Source organism: Gordonia sp. 11cp (assembly GCF_057767225.1).
The window spans coordinates 4,322,679-4,340,318 of record NZ_CM173437.1; the positions used below are offsets into that span (position 1 = coordinate 4,322,679).

16 protein-coding genes and 1 tRNA gene are annotated in these 17,640 nt (G+C 69.1%); 12 read left to right on the forward strand and 5 right to left on the reverse strand.

Annotated features, from left to right (window positions below; genetic code table 11):
• Positions 1-78: 78 nt before the first annotated feature.
• On the forward strand, positions 79-1,341 hold the full coding sequence (locus AC3B6C_RS19385) for a M23 family metallopeptidase (RefSeq protein WP_488373794.1): 1,263 nt from the start codon (positions 79-81) through the stop codon (positions 1,339-1,341).
• A gap of 92 nt (positions 1,342-1,433) precedes the next feature.
• Positions 1,434-2,363, forward strand: a complete 930-nt coding sequence (locus tag AC3B6C_RS19390) for a mechanosensitive ion channel family protein (RefSeq protein WP_014926711.1) — start codon at positions 1,434-1,436, stop codon at positions 2,361-2,363.
• Positions 2,364-2,453: 90 nt separating this feature from the next.
• Here the strand turns inward: AC3B6C_RS19390 and AC3B6C_RS19395 are convergent.
• Positions 2,454-2,542: transfer RNA gene (locus AC3B6C_RS19395), tRNA-Leu, on the reverse strand.
• A gap of 120 nt (positions 2,543-2,662) precedes the next feature.
• On the opposite strand from AC3B6C_RS19395, the gene AC3B6C_RS19400 reads away from it, so the two are divergent.
• The gene (locus tag AC3B6C_RS19400) at positions 2,663-3,997 is read left to right on the forward strand and encodes a M20/M25/M40 family metallo-hydrolase (protein WP_488373795.1); all 1,335 of its coding nucleotides are present in this window, start codon (positions 2,663-2,665) and stop codon (positions 3,995-3,997) included.
• 105 nt (positions 3,998-4,102) lie between these two features.
• Positions 4,103-4,648, forward strand: a complete 546-nt coding sequence (locus AC3B6C_RS19405; RefSeq protein ID WP_010841061.1) for a YbhB/YbcL family Raf kinase inhibitor-like protein — start codon at positions 4,103-4,105, stop codon at positions 4,646-4,648.
• Positions 4,649-4,700: 52 nt separating this feature from the next.
• Here AC3B6C_RS19405 and AC3B6C_RS19410 read toward each other — a convergent pair whose 3' ends face one another.
• Genes AC3B6C_RS19410 through AC3B6C_RS19420 form a run of 3 tightly spaced genes read right to left on the reverse strand, consistent with a single transcriptional unit; the run spans position 4,701 to position 7,248 of the window.
• A complete protein-coding gene (locus AC3B6C_RS19410; protein WP_488373796.1) occupies positions 4,701-5,837 on the reverse strand; it encodes a quinone-dependent dihydroorotate dehydrogenase in 1,137 nt (378 codons plus the stop codon).
• Entirely contained in the window at positions 5,831-6,175 is a 345-nt protein-coding gene (locus tag AC3B6C_RS19415) for a DUF5703 family protein (RefSeq protein ID WP_010841063.1), read from the reverse strand. The genes AC3B6C_RS19410 and AC3B6C_RS19415 overlap by 7 nt, the downstream gene beginning before the upstream one ends.
• A complete protein-coding gene (locus AC3B6C_RS19420; RefSeq protein WP_488373797.1) occupies positions 6,172-7,248 on the reverse strand; it encodes a YncE family protein in 1,077 nt (358 codons plus the stop codon). The genes AC3B6C_RS19415 and AC3B6C_RS19420 overlap by 4 nt, the downstream gene beginning before the upstream one ends.
• A 100-nt stretch (positions 7,249-7,348) precedes the next feature.
• On the opposite strand from AC3B6C_RS19420, the gene AC3B6C_RS19425 reads away from it, so the two are divergent.
• From AC3B6C_RS19425 to AC3B6C_RS19450, 6 genes are all read left to right on the forward strand, one after another.
• Positions 7,349-8,191: an undecaprenyl-diphosphate phosphatase gene (locus tag AC3B6C_RS19425; protein WP_035716968.1), complete on the forward strand. Its 843-nt coding sequence runs from the start codon at positions 7,349-7,351 to the stop codon at positions 8,189-8,191.
• A 68-nt stretch (positions 8,192-8,259) separates the two neighbouring features.
• Positions 8,260-9,021 (forward strand): MSMEG_4193 family putative phosphomutase, encoded by a 762-nt coding sequence (locus tag AC3B6C_RS19430; RefSeq protein ID WP_044506631.1) that lies wholly within the window; start codon positions 8,260-8,262, stop codon positions 9,019-9,021.
• 25 nt (positions 9,022-9,046) lie between these two features.
• Positions 9,047-9,781, forward strand: a complete 735-nt coding sequence (locus AC3B6C_RS19435; RefSeq protein ID WP_035716969.1) for a DUF3090 domain-containing protein — start codon at positions 9,047-9,049, stop codon at positions 9,779-9,781.
• Positions 9,753-10,607, forward strand: a complete 855-nt coding sequence (locus tag AC3B6C_RS19440; RefSeq protein ID WP_055474591.1) for an SCO1664 family protein — start codon at positions 9,753-9,755, stop codon at positions 10,605-10,607. Before AC3B6C_RS19435 ends, AC3B6C_RS19440 begins: the two co-directional genes overlap by 29 nt.
• 87 nt (positions 10,608-10,694) lie before the next feature.
• Positions 10,695-11,945 carry a cysteine--1-D-myo-inosityl 2-amino-2-deoxy-alpha-D-glucopyranoside ligase gene (gene mshC / locus AC3B6C_RS19445; RefSeq protein ID WP_010841069.1) on the forward strand — a complete coding sequence of 417 codons (1,251 nt, stop codon included), beginning with the start codon at positions 10,695-10,697 and terminating at the stop codon, positions 11,943-11,945.
• Between the two features lie 58 nt (positions 11,946-12,003).
• Entirely contained in the window at positions 12,004-12,312 is a 309-nt protein-coding gene (locus tag AC3B6C_RS19450; RefSeq protein ID WP_010841070.1) for a hypothetical protein, read from the forward strand.
• 16 nt (positions 12,313-12,328) lie between these two features.
• Here the strand turns inward: AC3B6C_RS19450 and AC3B6C_RS19455 are convergent, their stop codons facing one another.
• Positions 12,329-13,207: a PAC2 family protein gene (locus tag AC3B6C_RS19455; RefSeq protein WP_004019089.1), complete on the reverse strand. Its 879-nt coding sequence runs from the start codon at positions 13,205-13,207 to the stop codon at positions 12,329-12,331.
• Between the two features lie 51 nt (positions 13,208-13,258).
• On the opposite strand from AC3B6C_RS19455, the gene metH reads away from it, so the two are divergent.
• Positions 13,259-16,849: a methionine synthase gene (gene metH / locus AC3B6C_RS19460; RefSeq protein WP_488373798.1), complete on the forward strand. Its 3,591-nt coding sequence runs from the start codon at positions 13,259-13,261 to the stop codon at positions 16,847-16,849.
• A 13-nt stretch (positions 16,850-16,862) separates the two neighbouring features.
• Positions 16,863-17,627, forward strand: coding sequence for a crotonase/enoyl-CoA hydratase family protein (locus tag AC3B6C_RS19465; RefSeq protein WP_010841072.1), 765 nt, complete (start codon positions 16,863-16,865; stop codon positions 17,625-17,627).
• Positions 17,628-17,640: the final 13 nt, after the last annotated feature.

Sequence of the window (17,640 nt, forward strand, 5' to 3'; positions counted from 1 at the left end):
CGCCCCACCCCGCCGGGCCCCTACGCTCACCGCAGCCGGGACGAACGGTCGTCGGCCTGATGAGTCCCGGAGGAGCCGATGGCCTCGACACGACTCGCGCTGGCCGCCCTCGGCGCCGGCGCGATACTCCTGGTGAGCGCGTGCGGCACGGATTCGTCGGATCCGGACGCCTCCTCGGGCAGTGCCGCGGCCTCGTCGAGCGGCGCACCATCGGAGCCCGTCGTCACACCGGTGGTCGGCTCGGTGATGTTCGCCCCGACGCCGTTCGCCGGTTCCGACGGGAACAACCACCTCGTCTACGAGGTCTCGCTGACCAACTACATGCGCACACCGGTGACGATCGTCGGGGTGGAGGTGCTCGACGCGACCGCCGACGACGAACCGCTCCTCGCCCTCGACGAGAACGGGGTCCGCAGTCGGCTCAAGCCCACCGGCGCACCGTCGGTGCCGCCGGCCCCGGGAGCACCGGAGGAGTACTCGCAGGTGCTGGCGCCGGGACAGAACGGAGTCCTCTTCCTCCATGTGGTCTTCTCGTCGGAAGCGCCGAAGCAACTCGTCCACGAGGTCTCGGTGCGCGCCGACGCGGCACCGCCGGGTATGCGGGAGGTCGACGAACGCATCGCGCCCGTCACGGTGAGCGACTCGACCGTCCCGGTCCTGGGACCCCCGCTCGTCGGCGAACGCTACATCGCCGCCGACGCGTGCTGCGACGCGGTCCGGCACACCCGCGCGATCCTCCCGCTGAACGGGTCTCCCGTCCTCGCCCAGCGCTACGCGGTGGATTGGGAGCAGGCCGACGCGGACGGACGGATCTTCGTCGGTGACGCGAAAGACCCCGCGAGCTATCGGATCTTCGGCGACGACGTGCTCGCCGTGGCCGACGGCACGGTCGTCGCCAGTCGCAACGATCTGCCGGAGCAGACGCCGGGGTCGTTTCCCGCGGATCTGGCGATCGCAGACGCCGACGGCAACAACCTCGTTCTCGACATCGGCGACGGCTTCTATGTGAACTATGCGCACATGCAACCCGGTTCGGTGCGTTTCGCGCCGGGCGATCGCGTACGGCGCGGCGACGTCATCGGCAAGGTAGGCAACAGCGGGAACTCGGTGGCACCACACCTGCATGTGCATGTCATGAACGGACCGGAGTTCCTCGGGTCCCAGGGCGTCCCGAGTGTGACCGAGGAGTTCACCATCACCGGGCGGGTGGCCGACACCGCGGCCTTCGACGTCTCCGAGGGAACCGGGGTGCCGCTGCGGCTCCTACCCGGCGTGACGGAGAGCACACATGAGGATCAGATGATCCTCGATCAGAACATCGTCACGTTCACCGCAGGCTGACAACGGTTTCCGATCCCGCACATCCGCCCTGCCGCGCCGGCGGGGTGCTGTGGTGACTGGACAACGATGTCATCGTCCGTACGGTCGGACCCATGTCGATTCAGGACTCTGCCTTCGAATGGACGGAAACGAATCGCGAATGGCTGATCGAGAATCCCGCTCGCATCGTCGCTTACGTGATCGTCGCGTTGATCGTCCGGTTCGTCATCCACCGCTCCATCGACCGCGCCACCCGGCCACGGGCCGCCGGCGGGGAGCCGGGCCGGGGTGCGGCCCTCATGCGCGGCCTGCGCTCCAAGTCGGCATCCACCGAACGCAACGCGCAGATCGCCGCGCGGCGGGCCCAGCGGGCCGCGACGATCGGCTCGGTACTGAAATCGACGGTCTCGATCGTCTTGCTCGTCTGGGTCGTGCTGTCGGTGCTCAGCGTGCTGGGCGTCAACATCGCACCGTTCATCGCCTCGGCCGGGATCGTCGGCCTCGCAATCGGTTTCGGTGCGCAGAATCTGGTGCGCGACTTCGTGACCGGTGTGTTCATGCTGCTCGAGGACCAGTACGGCGTGGGTGACATCGTCGACCTCGGCGAGGCGGTCGGCGAGGTGGAGTCGGTGGGACTGCGTGTGACCACCCTGCGCGACATCGACGGCACCCTCTGGTACGTCCGCAACGGTGAGATCGCCCGCGTGGGCAACATGAGCCAGGAGTTCGCGGTCGCGCGCGTCGACGTCCCGGTGGCACCCGGCGCCGACATCGACAAGGCGCAGCAGGTGGCCGATGACGCGGCCCGCACCGCGATCGAGGAGGACTCGACGGACATCCTCGGACAGATCGAGATGCTCGGCGTCCAGGAGGTGTCGTCGGATCAGGTCGTCTTGCGATTGACGGTGAAGACCAAGCCGAACGGCCAGTGGGCGGTGCAGCGACGACTACGCCGGGCGATCCTGCGGTCGTTCGTGGAGAACTCGATCGACCTGCCGTACTCGCGGGCCTGGGGGGCGCTGGCGGATTCCGTCGCGCCCTGAGGGCTGCGGCGGGACGATCAACCCACAAGACGATCAACCCACAACGAGAAGAACCCCGGCGGTGAGCCGGGGTTCTTCTCGTTGTTCTCGTGGTGTCCGAGGGGGGACTTGAACCCCCACGTCCGTTAATAGGACACTAGCACCTCAAGCTAGCGCGTCTGCCATTCCGCCACTCGGACCTGCGTGCCGCGGTGAGTGTTCCGGCGATCTCTCGCCGGTGATCTTTCGACCCGTCTCGCTGCAGCGGGATAACCCTAACCGAGGTTGCCCGTGTATCCCAAATCCCGTAGGAGTGAGGGGTGTCTACACAGTCTGCGACCGACGAAGTGGTCGATCTGGTCAGTCGATTGATCCGTTTCGACACCTCCAACACGGGCGAGCCCGAGACCACCAAGGGCGAGGAGGAGTGCGCCCGCTGGGTGGCCGAGCAGCTCGAGGAGGTGGGCTACACGACCCAGTACGTCGAATCCGGGCGGCCGGGCCGGGGCAACGTGTTCGCGCGGCTCGCCGGACCTCCGGATTCCGACCGTGGCGCACTGCTCATCCACGCCCACCTCGACGTCGTGCCCGCCGAGCCGGCCGACTGGAGTGTGCATCCGTTCTCCGGGGCCATCAAGGACGGTTACATCTGGGGTCGGGGCGCGGTCGACATGAAGGACATGGCCGGCATGGCCCTGGCGCTCGCGCGACAGTTCAAACGGGACGGCACCGTCCCGCCCCGCGAGCTCGTGTTCGCCTTCCTCGCCGACGAGGAGGCCGGCGGGTCGTGGGGTTCGCACTGGCTCGTCGAGAACCGGCCCGACCTGTTCGAGGGCATCACCGAGGCGGTCGGCGAGGTCGGCGGCTTCTCACTCACCGTCGACCGGCCCGACGGCACGCAGCGGCGGCTCTATCTGGTCGAGACGGCCGAGAAGGGCCTCGCGTGGATGCGACTCACCGCCGAGGCCCGCGCGGGACACGGATCGTTCCTGCACGAGGAGAACGCCGTGACCGAGGTCGCCGAGGCGGTCGCCCGGATCGGACGGCACCGGTTCCCTCTGGTGATGACCGAGTCGGTGAGCCAGTTCCTGGCCGAGGTCAGCGCGGAAACGGGCCTGGACCTGAGTCCCGAGGCGCCCGACCTGGAGACGTCGCTGTTCAAACTCGGCAATCTCGCGCGGATCATCGGCGCGACGCTCCGCGACACCGCCAATCCCACCATGCTCAAGGCCGGCTACAAGGCCAATGTCATCCCGCAGAAGGCGGAGGCGGTCATCGACTGCCGCGTGCTCCCCGGACGCCAGGCCGCCTTCGAGAAGGAGATCGACGAACTCATCGGTCCCAACGTGCGGCGCGAGTGGATCACCCATCTCGATTCCTACGAGACCACCTTCGACGGCGATCTGGTCGAGGCGATGAACGCCGCCGTCCTCGAACACGACCCGCAGGGAAAGACGGTGCCGTACATGCTCTCCGGCGGCACCGACGCCAAGGCGTTCGCGAAGCTGGGCATCCGGTGCTTCGGCTTCGCGCCGTTGCGACTACCGCCCGAACTCGATTTCGCGGCGCTGTTCCACGGCGTCGACGAACGCGTGCCCGTCGACTCGGTTCTGTTCGGCACCAAGGTCTTCGAGCACTTTCTGCGGCACAGCTGAACCCTCACCTAGAGTGAGCAGCACGGCTTCTTCGGCGACCCTGACCTATCGGTCGGAGAATGCCCCGCACTCTTCCGACGCGCGAAACGTGAGAAAGGTGAACACATGTCGTCATTCGACCCGTACTCCCCGCTACCGAGCCTCCCCGGCTTCACCCTGACCTCGGAGAGCCTCACCGACGGGGCCGCGCTGGCCAACGGACAGGTGAGCGGGATCATGGGCGCGGGTGGCGAGGACCTCTCGCCGCAGCTGAGCTGGTCCGGGTTCCCCGCCGAGACCAAGAGTTTCGCCGTCACCGTGTACGACCCCGACGCCCCCACCGCCGCCGGGTTCTGGCACTGGGCTGTCGCCGACATCCCCGCCTCGGTCACGAGCCTCCCCGAGGGCGCAGGCGACGAGGAGGGTTCCGGGTTGCCCGAGGGCGCGGTCACCCTCAGCAACGACGCCTCGCTGCGCCGCTACATCGGTGCGGCGCCGCCGCCCGGACACGGTCCGCACCGGTACTTCGTCGTCGTGCACGCCGTCGACACCGAGTCCCTCGGTCTGCCGGAGAACGCGACGCCCGCGTACCTGGGATTCAACCTGTTCTCCCACGCGATCGCGCGCGCAACCCTCGTCGGCACCTACGAACAACCCGGCGAGAACGTCTGACTCCGGCCATCGATGGCCCGGTGGTGCGAGACCGCCGGGCCTACGGTGACCGTCACGGCTGGTTGCGAGCCGCGCAACCGACCGCGTCGGAGATCGAGGCGAAGCCACCCGCCCGCGCCCGCTGTGCGAGGCCGGCGTGGAGCTCCGTCAACCACACCGGGCCTCCGTAGATGAAGCCGGTGTAGACCTGCAGGAGGTCTGCGCCGGCGCAGATCCGTTCCCAGGCCTGGTCGACCGTCTCGATGCCGCCGACACTGACGAGTGCGATCCGGCCGCCCACCCGGTTGTAGAGCCGGCGCAGGACGGTCAGCGAGCGCGCGGCGACCGGCGGCCCGGACAGGCCACCCGCACCGATCTCCCGGACCTCGTCCGACGAACTGCGCAGACCCTCACGACCGATCGTGGTGTTGGTGGCGACGATTCCGGCCAGGCCGAGTTCGACCGCCAGATCCGCCACGGCGTCGACGTCGTCGTCGACGAGATCGGGCGCGATCTTGAGCAGCACCGGGACGTGAACCACACCGAGTACCGCGGTCAAGATGGGCCGCAGCGAGTCCACGGCCTGCAGATCCCGCAGCCCCGGGGTGTTGGGCGAACTCACGTTGACGACGACGAAATCCGACAGGGGTCCCAGCAATTCGGCCGAGCGCCGGTAGTCGTCGATCGCGTCGTCGACCGGGACGACCTTGGTCTTGCCGATGTTGGCGCCGATGGGCACCGAGACCGGCCCCCGTCGGACATCCATCAGGTGCTGCGCGGCCACCTCGGCACCCGGATTGTTGAAGCCCATCCGGTTGATCAGCGCACGGTCGGCGGGAAGACGGAACAGGCGCGGCGTCGGATTGCCGGGCTGCCCCTGACCGGTGATCGTGCCGATCTCGGCGAAGCCGAACCCGATCTGGCCCCAGGTGTTCACCGCACCGGCCGTCTTGTCGAACCCGGCCGCCAGACCGATCGGGGCGGGGAAGTCGACACCGAAGACCCGTGTGCGCAGGACCGGGTCGTGCTGGGCCAGCAGCTTGGCGGTCAGGAACGCCAGCGGCGGAAACCGTCCGACGACGCGCAGGACCGCGAAGACGATGTGGTGGATCCGCTCCGGATCGACGCGGAACATGATCGAGCGCAGGAGGGGATAGCACCACCGGTTGAGGACGGGAAGTACTCCGGTGGCATTGCGGGACGTCAGCATGCGCGTGCGCTCCGGGGGTCGTGGCCGTTCTGGTCGGGGGACCGATCGTCGGCCGAGTCGTCGCTGTGGGAGCCGCGTGAACCACGCGGCGGGCGGCGCCGCTTCAGCAGCACTTTCCGGGTGCCGTCGGAGTAGAGCCGCACCCGCGACAGTTCCCAGCCGCCGAACTCGGCTTCGAGGGCAAGGCGCATCGAGGCGGTCACTCGGGTCACATCGGGTGGCAGACGCAACAGGACGCACTCGACGTCCTCCGTGGTGACCTCCCAGCCGTCCGGATAGCGAGAGCCGTGCCGAGCCGAGGTGCGTGCGGGTCGCGTGCCCGACCTATCAGGACTCATTCGGCCCGCTCATCGGTGACCACCTGGAGGCCGCCGTCGCGCGCGGAGAGCACGTAGACGGTGCCCGACTCGTCGACCGCGATCCGGTCGGGCTGCACGACCGAGGCGAACCGCTGGACCTCGGTGGGTTCGCCGTCCGCCAGGTCATAGGCCACCACCTCGTTGTTGCCGGTCGTCGACACCCAGAGCCGGTCCCGGGTGTCGTCGTAGTCTACGGCGTACGGTCCGTCCGCCACCGGGTAGCGAAAGCGCATCACCAGAGGGGATCCGAAGAAGCCGAGGATCTCGCCGTCGCGGGTGTTGGCCACCAGCACCCGTCCGAACTCGTCCACGGTGGAGTTGGTCGCCCCGTTGCCCGCACGAAGAGCCGGCCCGAGTTCGCCGGACCCGGGGTCGACGGGGGTCACCGACGACTGTGCGCGATCCAGCACGACGACCTGCCCGCCGAGCTCCCCGGCCGATTCCGGCGCGGCCGTCAACGAGTCCACCCGGACGAACCGATCGACATCGTGCTTCTTCGCGAAGTCGGCGTCGTACACGAGAACCCGTCCGTCCGCCGTGCCGACGACGAGGAAGCCGGTCGGGGTGCGCGTCACCGCGGTCGGCTGGTCGGACTCGAGATCGCCGGTCTGGACCCGGCCCTCGGCGTCGACGACGACGAGCACACCCGGGCCGGCGCCGACATACCCGCCGTCGTCACCCGCCGCCAGGGCGACGAGGCCCGGGACGGCGATGGTCTGCGGAGGCGCGGTCACGTTTCCCGCGTCGTAGCGGAGGATCTGGTTCCCGTCGGCCGAGAGGACGGCGACGGTCCCGCCCGACGTCGCGAGCGCGCGCGCCCCCGCGGGCGCGGGGACGACGGTGCCGGCGGGCGCCGACGTCGAACTCGCCGGCGCCTCGGGTGCGGTCGCCGGCGTCACGGTCGGTACGTCCGGCGTGCCGTCGTCGGATCCGCACGCGGTGATCATGCCCACACCGATCACCAGTGCCGCCGCCGCGGCGACCGGACCGCGCAATCGCGAGACGCCCGTGCGGAACTGGTGAGGGGGCTGGGATGGTCGCGGCGAGGACATGTCCCCATCTTGCGTGACCGCATCCGAACGCCGGTCGGGAGGGTCGAGGCCGTGTCGCCAGTCGGGTCGACCGGGGCGGTCCCAAGTAGCATCGGGCGCCGTGACCGACACCATGACGTGGACCCAGTCGATCGTCCTCGGGGCGTTGCAGGGCCTCACCGAGTTCTTGCCGATCTCGTCCTCCGGACATCTCCGGATCGCCTCCGAGCTGATGTTCGGCGAGGACGCCGGCGCCTCCTTCACCGCGGTCACCCAACTCGGGACCGAGGCCGCGGTCCTCGTGTTCTTCGGCCGCGACATCATCCGCATCGTCACCGCCTGGTTCCGGGGTCTGCGCCACGCCGACGAGCGGAACGTCGACTATCGGATCGGCTGGTATGTGATCTTCGCGACCATCCCGATCGGACTGATCGGCTATCTGTTCAAAGACGAGATCCGCACCACCGGTCGCAACCTGTGGCTCGTCGCGATCATGCTCATCCTGTTCGCCGGGGTGTTCTGGCTGGCCGAACGGTACGGGCAGAAGCAACGGAACCTCGAGCAGCTGACCCTGCGCGACGGCCTCGTGATGGGCGGCGCGCAGTGCCTCGCGCTGATCCCGGGGGTGTCGCGCTCCGGCGCCACCGCGAGTGCGGGTCTGTTCCTCGGGCTCGAACGTGAAGCCGCGTTCCGCTTCTCGTTCCTGCTGGCCATCCCCGCGGTCACCGCGTCGGGCCTGTTCAGCCTCCCCGACGCCTTCGACCCCAGCGGAGAGGGCATGCAGGCCAGCGGGGCGCAGCTGCTCGTCGCGACGCTGATCGCCTTCGTCGTCGGCTACGCCGCGATCGCCTGGCTGCTGAAATTCGTCAGCGCGCATTCGATGAACTGGTTCGGCGCCTACCGCATCGTGCTCGGCGTGACGCTGATCGTGTTGCTGTCGACGGGCGTGATCTCGGCGACATGACGCCGCGCCCGCCGCGCCGGACTCCGCGCGCCGTGCGGGCCCGCGCGGCCGGTGCCTATGGTTGTGGGATGACCGTGATCCTTCTCCGGCACGGCCGTTCGACGGCGAACACCTCGGGGGTGCTCGCCGGTCGCAGCGCCGGCGTCCATCTCGACGACCGCGGGCGCGCCCAGGCCGACGATCTGGTTCGACGCCTCGGCGACCATCTCGGCTCCATCCGGGCGGTGGCGCGGTCGCCGCTCGACCGGTGCGCCGAGACGGTCGCGCCACTGCTGGCCGCGCTGGGCACCGACGGGCAGGCCCCGCCCGAGATCGTCGTCGACGATCTCGCGGAGGTCGACTACGGCGGATGGACCGGTCGGTCGATCTCGGAACTCCTGAAGGAACCGCTGTGGAAGGTCGTGCAGCAGCAGCCCTCGGCCGCGGTGTTCCCCGACGGAGAGGGTCTGGCCGACGTCCAGGCCCGGGCCGTGCGTGCGATCCGTGAACTGGACCGGATCCATGGTGGACCCGACGGCTCCGGGGTGTGGATCGCCTGCTCGCACGGCGACGTCATCAAGTCGATCATCGCCGACGCCATGGGCACTCATCTCGACGCCTTCCAGCGCATCGTCGTCGAGCCGGCGTCGATCAGCGTGATCCGGTACGCGTCGTCGCGCCCGTACGTGCACACGGTGAACACCACCGAGAACCTGTCCATACCGAAGCCCCCGCCGCCGGCCGAGGACGGGCAGCGGCCCGCCGACGACGCGGTCGTGGGCGGCGACACCGGGGCCGATGTCGCGCCGTCGCCGAACGGGACCGCGACGATCCCGGCGACATCGGGATAATGAACCAGACGACGAAGGAGGTGTGATGTCTCGAGCCATCCATGTGTTCCGGAGCCCGGACCGCTTCGTGGCGGGCACGATCGGGCAACCCGGTGACCGTACGTTCTACCTCCAGGCGGTCCACGAGGCTCGCATCATCAGCGTGATGCTGGAGAAGCAGCAGGTCCAGATCCTGGCGGACCGGATCGGCGCACTGCTCGACGAGATCCACCGCCGATTCGGCACCCCGATCCCGCCGGAGACCGACCGGGTCGGCGACCTGAGTCCGCTGGTGATGCCGGTCGATGCCGAATTCCGGGTCGGCACGATGGGTCTGGGATGGGACGCGGAGTCCGAGGCCGTGGTGGTCGAGCTGCTCGCCGTCACCGAGGGGGAGTTCGACGAGAGCGTCGTGCTCGACGACACCGACGAGGGTCCGGACGCGGTGCGGGTCTTCCTGACCACCGCGGCCGCCCGTGAGTTCGCCGCGCGGTCGTCGAAGGTGATCTCGGCGGGTCGGCAGCCGTGCCCGCTGTGCAGCGAACCGCTCGACCCCGAGGGCCACCTGTGCATCCGGACCAACGGCTACAAGCGGGATGCGGAGTTGAGCAAGTCCCTCGACTTCATCGACCCCGATGTCTTCAACAGCCTTGCTGCACAGGGCGATCCGGGCCTGGCGGTCGACGAGGACCCCTTGGGCCAAGAGGGGGGCGCACCGCCGCCCGGGGAGTCCGACGACCCCGACGAGCCCGGTGACGCCGACCCCTCCGCGCGTGACTGACGAGCCCGCGGCCGACCACGTCCTCCGCGAAGGCGAACTCACGATCCTCGGCCGGATCCCGTCGGCCAGCAACGCGACGCTCGTGTGCGACGCGGTGCTCGACACGCAGACCTCCGTGCGCTGTGTCTACAAGCCGGTGCGCGGGGAGGTCCCGCTGTGGGACTTCCCCGACGGCACCCTCGCCGGACGGGAGGTCGCGTCGTACCTGATCTCCGAAGCGCTCGGCTGGGACACCATCCCGACCACCGTGCACCGCGACGGCCCGCTCGGGCCCGGGATGGTGCAGCGCTGGGTCGAGACACCCGACAACACCGATCACCCGATCCCGGAGACCGAACCGCGGGTCGACCTCGTCGACCTGTGCCCGGTGGGTGCCGTACCCGCCGGATACCTCGCCGTGCTCCAGGCCTACGACCCGTACGGCGACCCCGTCGTGCTGGTGCACGCCGACGACCCGCGACTTCAGCGGATGTCGGTGCTCGACGTGATCCTCAACAACGCCGACCGCAAGGGCGGGCATGTGCTGGAGGGGCTCGACGGCGGCGTCTACGGCATCGATCACGGGATCTGCCTGCACAGCGAGGACAAGCTGCGGACGGTGCTGTGGGGCTGGGCGGGGGAGCCGGTCCCCGGGCACCTCGTGGCCGACATCGCCGAGCTCGCCGAGAGTCTGGAGACCGACGGATCGGCGCTGCGCACGCAGCTCGTCGAACACATCACCCCCGACGAGGTCGAGTCGCTGGCGATCCGGGCCATCGTGGTCGCCGAGAGCGCGACCATGCCGCATCCGCCCGGCCATCGGCCGATTCCGTGGCCGCCGTTCTGAGGTGTCCTGAGACATCCGAAGGCGGTACGGTCAGTCGGGCGCGAGGGGAGTGAACAGCTCGCGCGCCGTGGGCAATACAGTGGACGCATGCAGTCGTGGCCCGATCTCGAACTCCCCGCCGTTCCGGGCAGTGGACCCGCCCTCCGTCTCTACGACACCGCCGACCGTGCGGTCCGTCCCGTCTCGCCCGGGGCGACGGCGACCATGTACGTCTGCGGCATCACCCCCTACGACGCCACCCACCTGGGGCACGCCGCCACCTACGTGACCTTCGATCAGGTCAATCGGGTGCTGCGCGATCAGGGTCACGAGGTCCACTACGTCCAGAACGTGACCGACGTCGACGACCCGTTGTTCGAGCGGGCCGACCGCGACGGCATCGACTGGCGCGACCTCGGTGCTCGGGAGACGCAGCTGTTCCGCGACGACATGACCGCCCTGCGTGTACTGCCGCCGCGCGACTACATCGGCGCGGTCGAGTCGGTCAACGAGGTCGTCGAGGTCGTCGACAAGCTGTTGGCCTCCGGTGCCGCCTACACCGTGGACGACGCCGAGTTCCCGGACGTCTACTTCCGCACCGACGCCACCGAACAGTTCGGGTACGAGTCGGGCTACGACCGCGAGACGATGGCGCGATTCTTCGCCGAGCGCGGCGGCGACCCCGATCGTCCCGGCAAGCGCGATCCGCTCGACGCGCTCCTGTGGCGCGCCGAACGTCCCGGCGAGCCGTCGTGGGAGTCGCCGTTCGGACCCGGCCGCCCGGGCTGGCACATCGAGTGTTCGGCGATCGCGCTGAACCGGCTCGGGATCGAGTTCGACATCCAGGGCGGCGGCAACGATCTCATCTACCCGCACCACGAGTACTCCGCCGCGCACGGCGAGGCCCTCACCGGTTCGCGACGGTTCGCCCGTCACTACGTGCACACCGGAATGGTCGGCCTCGACGGCGAGAAGATGTCCAAGAGCCGCGGCAACCTCGTGTTCGTCTCGGTGCTGCGCGGCGACGGGGTGGACCCGGCGGCCATCCGCCTCGCACTGCTCGCCGACCACTACCGCGGTGATCGGATGTGGACCGCCGAGGTCCTCGACACCGCCGTGCAACGACTCGCCCGGTGGCGTGCGGCGCTCGGCGCGAGCACCGGACCCGACGCCGGGCCGGTCATCGCGCGCCTCCGCCAGCACCTCGCCGACGACCTCGACACCCCCAAAGCGCTTGCCGCAGTCGACGGTTGGTGCGCGGACGTGCGCAACGGCATCGGTTCGTCGACGACGGCGCCCGCCGAACTCGCGGCCGCGGTCGACGCACTGCTCGGGATCCCACCGGCGGCCGGCGTCTGAGGAGCGCTGTCCTGCGCACCGAGATGTCTGCTCGGCGGCGTCTGGGTAGAGTGCTGGCGTGACGCGCGTGCAAGAGATCCGACCAGAGACCGACGCCGGGGTGTACACCGTCGTCACCCGGACGTCGACCTATCTGCTGGATTTCAGCGAGATGACGCTCCTGCGAGCCCCCGGGGTCGGTGGCACCGACAACGAGGACTGGACGGTCAGCCGGCTCCGGCGTGATTCCGAGGACATCCCGCTGCTCGGCGTGAAGTCCTGTCGCCTGGGGGAATCCGCGCAGTTCTGGGTGCGCGCCGCCGACGATCCCGACGTCCGCACCTGGCGGATCACCACGCCCGTGGTGTCGATCGAGAAGATCGGCTGACGCCCGGCACCCGGACTCAGGACCCGAACGGACCCTGACCGCGGCGCTTGAGATAGCGCTCGAACTCGGCGGCCAGGGCGTCCCCGTCGATCTTCGCCATCACCTCGTCCGGATCGACCTCGGCGTCGCCGCGCTCCTCGAGCCCGCGCACGTAGTCGGCGATCTCCTCGTCGTCCTCGGTCATCTCGGTGACCGCGCGTTCCCATTCCTCCGCCTGTTCGGGGAGCGTGCCCAGCGGCACCTCGATGTCGAGGACCTCCTCGACCCGGGTCAGCAGCGCCACCGTCGCCTTCGGGTTCGGCGGCGTCGACACGTAGTGGGGGACCGCCGCCCAGAACGACACGGCCGGCAGGCCCGCCTGGACGAAGAGGTCCTGGAGGACCCCGGTGATGCCGGTGGGCCCCTCGTAGCGGCTCTCGGCGAGGTTGTAGCGGGCCGCGGACTCGCTGCTGTAGGCGGCGCCGGTCACCGGCACCGGGCGGGTGTGCGGGGTGTCGGCGAGCAGGGCGCCCAGCATCACCGTCGTCTCGACCCCGAGCTCCTGCGCGAGGTCGACGATCTCCGCGCAGAACGCCCGCCACCGCATGTTGGGTTCGATCCCGCGGACCAGCACGATGTCGCGGTCGGCGCCGCGCGGACTGCAGTACGAGATCGACGTCGTCGGCCAGTCGATCCGGCGCGTGACACCGTCGATCTGATTCACGGTGGGGCGATTGACCTGGAAGTCGTAGTATTCATCGGAGTCGATGTCGGCGAGGGGTCGGGCGTCCCATTCGAGTGCCAGGTGCTCGACGGCGCTGCTGGCGGCGTCCCCGGCGTCGTTCCATCCCTCGAAGGCCGCGAGCAGAATGGGTCTGCGCAGCTGGGGAAGGTTCGACGTCTGCTCAGCGTTCACCGATCCAGCCTACGACCGAACACGCAGAGAGGGCGAACTACGCTGTCAACCATGTCCCCTGAATACTCCGGAACCGATCCTCGCGATTTCGACACGACATTCTTGTCGTCGATGTCGCGCCGGGTGCTGATCGGCGACGGGGCGATGGGCACCATGCTGCAGGCCGCCGATCTGACTCTCGACGACTTCCGCGGCCTCGAGGGTTGCAACGAGATCCTCAACGACACCCGTCCCGACGTCCTCGAGAGCATCCATCGCGCCTACTTCGAGGCCGGCGCCGACGCCGTGGAGACCAACACCTTCGGCTGCAACCTGTCGAATCTGGGCGATTACGATATCGCGGACCGCATCCGTGAACTGTCGTACAAGGGCACGGCGATCGCGCGCGGCGTCGCCGACGAGATGGGTCCTTCGGCCGACGGCATCGACCGGTTCGTACTCGGATCGATCGGGCCGGGCACCAAGCTGCCCAGCCTCGGCCACACCACGTACGCGGCCATCCGCGACGCCTACCTCGAATGCGTCATCGGCATGCTCGAAGGCGGGGCCGACGCGGTCCTGATCGAGACCTCCCAGGATCTGCTGCAGGTCAAGTCGGCGGTGGTGGCCGCCCGTCGCGCGATGGAGCGGGTGGGTCGCCGGATCCCGATCATCACCCACGTCACGGTCGAGACGACCGGCACGATGCTCCTCGGATCGGAGATCGGCGCCGCGCTGACCGCGCTGGAGCCCCTCGGGATCGACCTCATCGGCCTGAACTGCGCCACCGGACCGGCGGAGATGAGCGAGCACCTGCGGTACCTGTCCAAGCACGCCCGCATCCCGGTGTCGGTGATGCCGAACGCCGGTCTGCCGGTCCTGGGCCCCAATGGTGCCGAGTACCCGCTGACACCCGAGGAACTCGCGCAGGCCATGGCGCAGTTCGTCGGGGAATTCGGACTGGAGTTCGTCGGCGGCTGCTGCGGGACGACGCCCGAACACATCCGGCAGGTCGCGGCGGCGGTCGCCGAGGTGACCCCGGCGACCCGTACCCCGGAGCACGAGTCGGAGACGTCGTCGCTCTACTCCGCGGTGCCCTTCGACCAGGACGCGAGCTTCTTGGTCATCGGTGAGCGCACGAACACCAACGGTTCCAAGGCCTTCCGCGAGGCGATGATCGCCGAGGACTACCAGAAGTGCCTCGACATCGCGAAGGACCAAACCCGCGACGGCGCCCACATGCTCGACCTCAACGTCGACTACGTCGGCCGCGACGGTGCCGCCGACATGACCGCCCTCGCGAGTCGATTCGCGACGTCGTCGACGCTGCCGATCATGCTCGACTCCACCGAGCCGGAGGTCATCCGGGCCGGTCTGGAGTCGCTGGGCGGGCGCTGCGCGGTGAACTCGGTGAACTACGAGGACGGCGACGGACCGGACTCCCGGTTCACCAAGATCATGCAACTGGTCGTCGAACACGGCGCGGCGGTCGTTGCGCTCACCATCGACGAAGAGGGACAGGCGCGCACCGCCGATTGGAAGGTCCGGGTGGCCGAGCGGCTCATCGCCGACATCACCGGCAACTGGGGCCTGGCCGAGGAGGACATCATCCTCGACACCCTGACCTTTCCGATCTCGACGGGTCAGGAGGAGGTCCGGCGCGACGGCATCGAGACCATCGAGGCCATCCGCCGGCTGCATGAAGCGCACCCCGACGTGCACTTCACGCTGGGCATCTCGAACATCTCGTTCGGACTCAATCCCGCTGCGCGACAGGTGCTCAACTCGGTGTTCCTGCACGAGTGCGTGCAGGCCGGCCTCGACACCGCGATCGTGCACGCGTCGAAGATCCTGCCGATGGCCCGGATCCCCGAGGAGCACCGCGAGGTCGCGCTCGATCTCGTCTACGACCGCCGGCGCGAGGGTTACGACCCGCTGCAGAAGCTCATGCAGCTCTTCGAGGGTGTCTCCGCCGCCTCGGCGCGCGAGTCGCGGGCCCAGGAACTCGCCAAGCTGCCGCTGTTCGAGCGGCTGGAGCGCCGGATCGTCGACGGCGAGCGCAACGGGCTCACCGACGATCTCGACGAGGCGATGACGCAGGTGCCGCCGCTGTCGATCATCAACGACACACTGCTGTCTGGGATGAAGACCGTCGGCGAGCTCTTCGGATCGGGTCAGATGCAGCTGCCGTTCGTGCTGCAGTCCGCCGAGGTCATGAAAACCGCGGTGGCACACCTCGAACCGCACATGGAAGCCACCGGGGAGGACGGCAAGGGCCGCATCGTCCTGGCGACGGTCAAGGGCGACGTGCACGACATCGGCAAGAACCTCGTCGACATCATCCTGTCCAACAACGGCTACGAGGTCGTCAACATCGGCATCAAGCAGCCGATCGCGACCATCCTCGACGTCGCCGCGGACAAGCGGGCCGACGTCATCGGCATGTCCGGATTGCTGGTGAAGTCGACCGTGGTGATGAAGGAGAACCTCCAGGAGATCAACTCCCGGGGTCTCGCCGACGAGTACCCGGTCCTCCTGGGCGGCGCGGCGCTCACCCGCTCGTACGTCGAGAACGATCTCTCCGAGACCTACGAGGGCGACGTGCACTATGCGCGCGACGCTTTCGAGGGTCTGCGCCTGATGGACGACATCATGGCGGCCAAGCGCGGCGGGGGACCCGACCCGGACAGCGCCGAGGCGAAGGCGGCGGCGGAGAAGGCCGCCGAACGCAAGGCCCGGCACGACCGGTCCAAGCGCATCGCCGCGAAGCGCAAGGCCGCCGAGACGCCCGTCGAGGTGCCGGCCCGCTCGGATGTGGCCGCCGACAACGAGATCCCGACGCCGCCGTTCTGGGGGTCGCGGATCGTCAAGGGCGTCCCGATCGCGGACTACATGCAGCTCCTCGACGAGCGCGCCCTGTTCCTGGGCCAGTGGGGTCTCCGCGGTGCGCGCGGCGGTGACGGACCGTCGTACGAGGAGCTGGTGGAGACCGAGGGCCGTCCGCGCCTGCGCTACTGGATCGATCGCCTGTCGACCGAGAACATCCTGCAGCACGCCGCGGTGGTCTACGGCTACTACCCGGCGGTGAGCGAGGGGGACACGGTCCACGTGCTCACCGAGCCGGAACCGGATGCGCCGGTACGGTTCAGCTTCACGTTCCCGCGCCAGCAGCGGTCGAGGTTCCTGTGCATCGCGGACTTCATCCGGTCGCGCGACGACGCGAAAGCGGCGGGCAAGGTCGACGTGCTGCCGTTCCAGCTCGTCACCATGGGACAGCCGATCGCCGACTTCGCCAACAAGCTGTTCGCCGAGGACGCCTACCGCGACTACCTCGAGGTGCACGGCATCGGCGTCCAGCTCACCGAGGCGCTCGCCGAGTACTGGCATCAGCGCGTGCGCAGCGAGCTGACGTTCGGCAACCGCACGATGGACAGCGAGGACCCGGAGAACGCGCAGGGCTTCTTCGACCTCGAATACCGCGGTGCGCGTTTCTCGTTCGGCTACGGTGCCTGCCCCGACCTCGAGGACCGGGCCAAGATGATCGAGCTGCTCGAGCCCGGCCGGATCGGCGTCGAACTGTCCGAGGAGTTGCAGTTGCATCCCGAGCAGTCGACCGACGCGTTCGTGCTGCACCATCCGGAGGCCAAGTACTTCAACACCTGATCGGGGACACGAGATGACGGTTCGGGAGCGGACCGAGGGGCCGGTGCGGATCATCGGGATCGACCGGCCCGATCGGCGCAACGCGGTCGACCGGGCGACTGCCGACGCGCTGGCGGATGCGTTCCACCGGTTCGACGCCGACGACTCGGTGTCCGTCGCGGTGCTCTACGGCGAGGGCGGGACATTCTGTGCCGGTGCCGATCTCAAGGCGATCTCGGCGGGCGAGCCGAACCGGGTGGCACCCGACGGCGACGGTCCGATGGGTCCGACGCGGATGCGGTTGTCCAAGCCGGTGATCGCGGCGGTCTCCGGGCACGCCGTGGCGGGCGGGCTCGAGCTCGCGTTGTGGGCAGACCTGCGCGTGGCCGACGACGACGCCGTCTTCGGGGTGTTCTGCCGTCGCTGGGGCGTTCCGCTGATCGACGGCGGTACGGTCCGTCTGCCGCGCCTGATCGGGGAGAGCCGGGCGATGGACCTCGTGCTGACCGGCCGGGCGGTACCGGCGCAGGAGGCGCTGTCGATCGGGCTCGCCAACCGCGTCGTACCGTCCGGGACGGCGCTGACGGCCGCGATCGCCCTGGCCACCGAGATCGCGGCGTTTCCGCAGACGTGCATGCGTGAGGACCGGCTGTCGGTTCTCGAACAGGACGGCCTGGACACCGATGCGGCGATCGCCAATGAACTGCGCCACGGCATGGCCTCGCTGGCGGCCGACACACTCGCGGGCGCAACCAGATTCGCCGGTGGGGCGGGCCGGCACGGCGAGGGCGTCGGATAGGCGCCGGTCTGGC

Bases quoted from the DNA above. Each gene is read 5' to 3' on its own strand.
- AC3B6C_RS19385 (WP_488373794.1), top strand. From the start codon at position 79: ATGGCCTCGACACGACTCGCGCTGGCCGCCCTCGGCGCCGGCGCGATA.
- AC3B6C_RS19390 (WP_014926711.1), top strand. From the start codon at position 1,434: ATGTCGATTCAGGACTCTGCCTTCGAATGGACGGAAACGAATCGCGAA.
- AC3B6C_RS19405 (WP_010841061.1), top strand. From the start codon at position 4,103: ATGTCGTCATTCGACCCGTACTCCCCGCTACCGAGCCTCCCCGGCTTC.
- AC3B6C_RS19410 (WP_488373796.1), bottom strand. From the start codon at position 5,837: ATGCTGACGTCCCGCAATGCCACCGGAGTACTTCCCGTCCTCAACCGG.
- AC3B6C_RS19415 (WP_010841063.1), bottom strand. From the start codon at position 6,175: ATGAGTCCTGATAGGTCGGGCACGCGACCCGCACGCACCTCGGCTCGG.
- AC3B6C_RS19420 (WP_488373797.1), bottom strand. From the start codon at position 7,248: ATGTCCTCGCCGCGACCATCCCAGCCCCCTCACCAGTTCCGCACGGGC.
- AC3B6C_RS19430 (WP_044506631.1), top strand. From the start codon at position 8,260: ATGACCGTGATCCTTCTCCGGCACGGCCGTTCGACGGCGAACACCTCG.
- AC3B6C_RS19435 (WP_035716969.1), top strand. From the start codon at position 9,047: ATGTCTCGAGCCATCCATGTGTTCCGGAGCCCGGACCGCTTCGTGGCG.
- mshC (WP_010841069.1), top strand. From the start codon at position 10,695: ATGCAGTCGTGGCCCGATCTCGAACTCCCCGCCGTTCCGGGCAGTGGA.
- metH (WP_488373798.1), top strand. From the start codon at position 13,259: ATGTCCCCTGAATACTCCGGAACCGATCCTCGCGATTTCGACACGACA.
- AC3B6C_RS19465 (WP_010841072.1), top strand. From the start codon at position 16,863: ATGACGGTTCGGGAGCGGACCGAGGGGCCGGTGCGGATCATCGGGATC.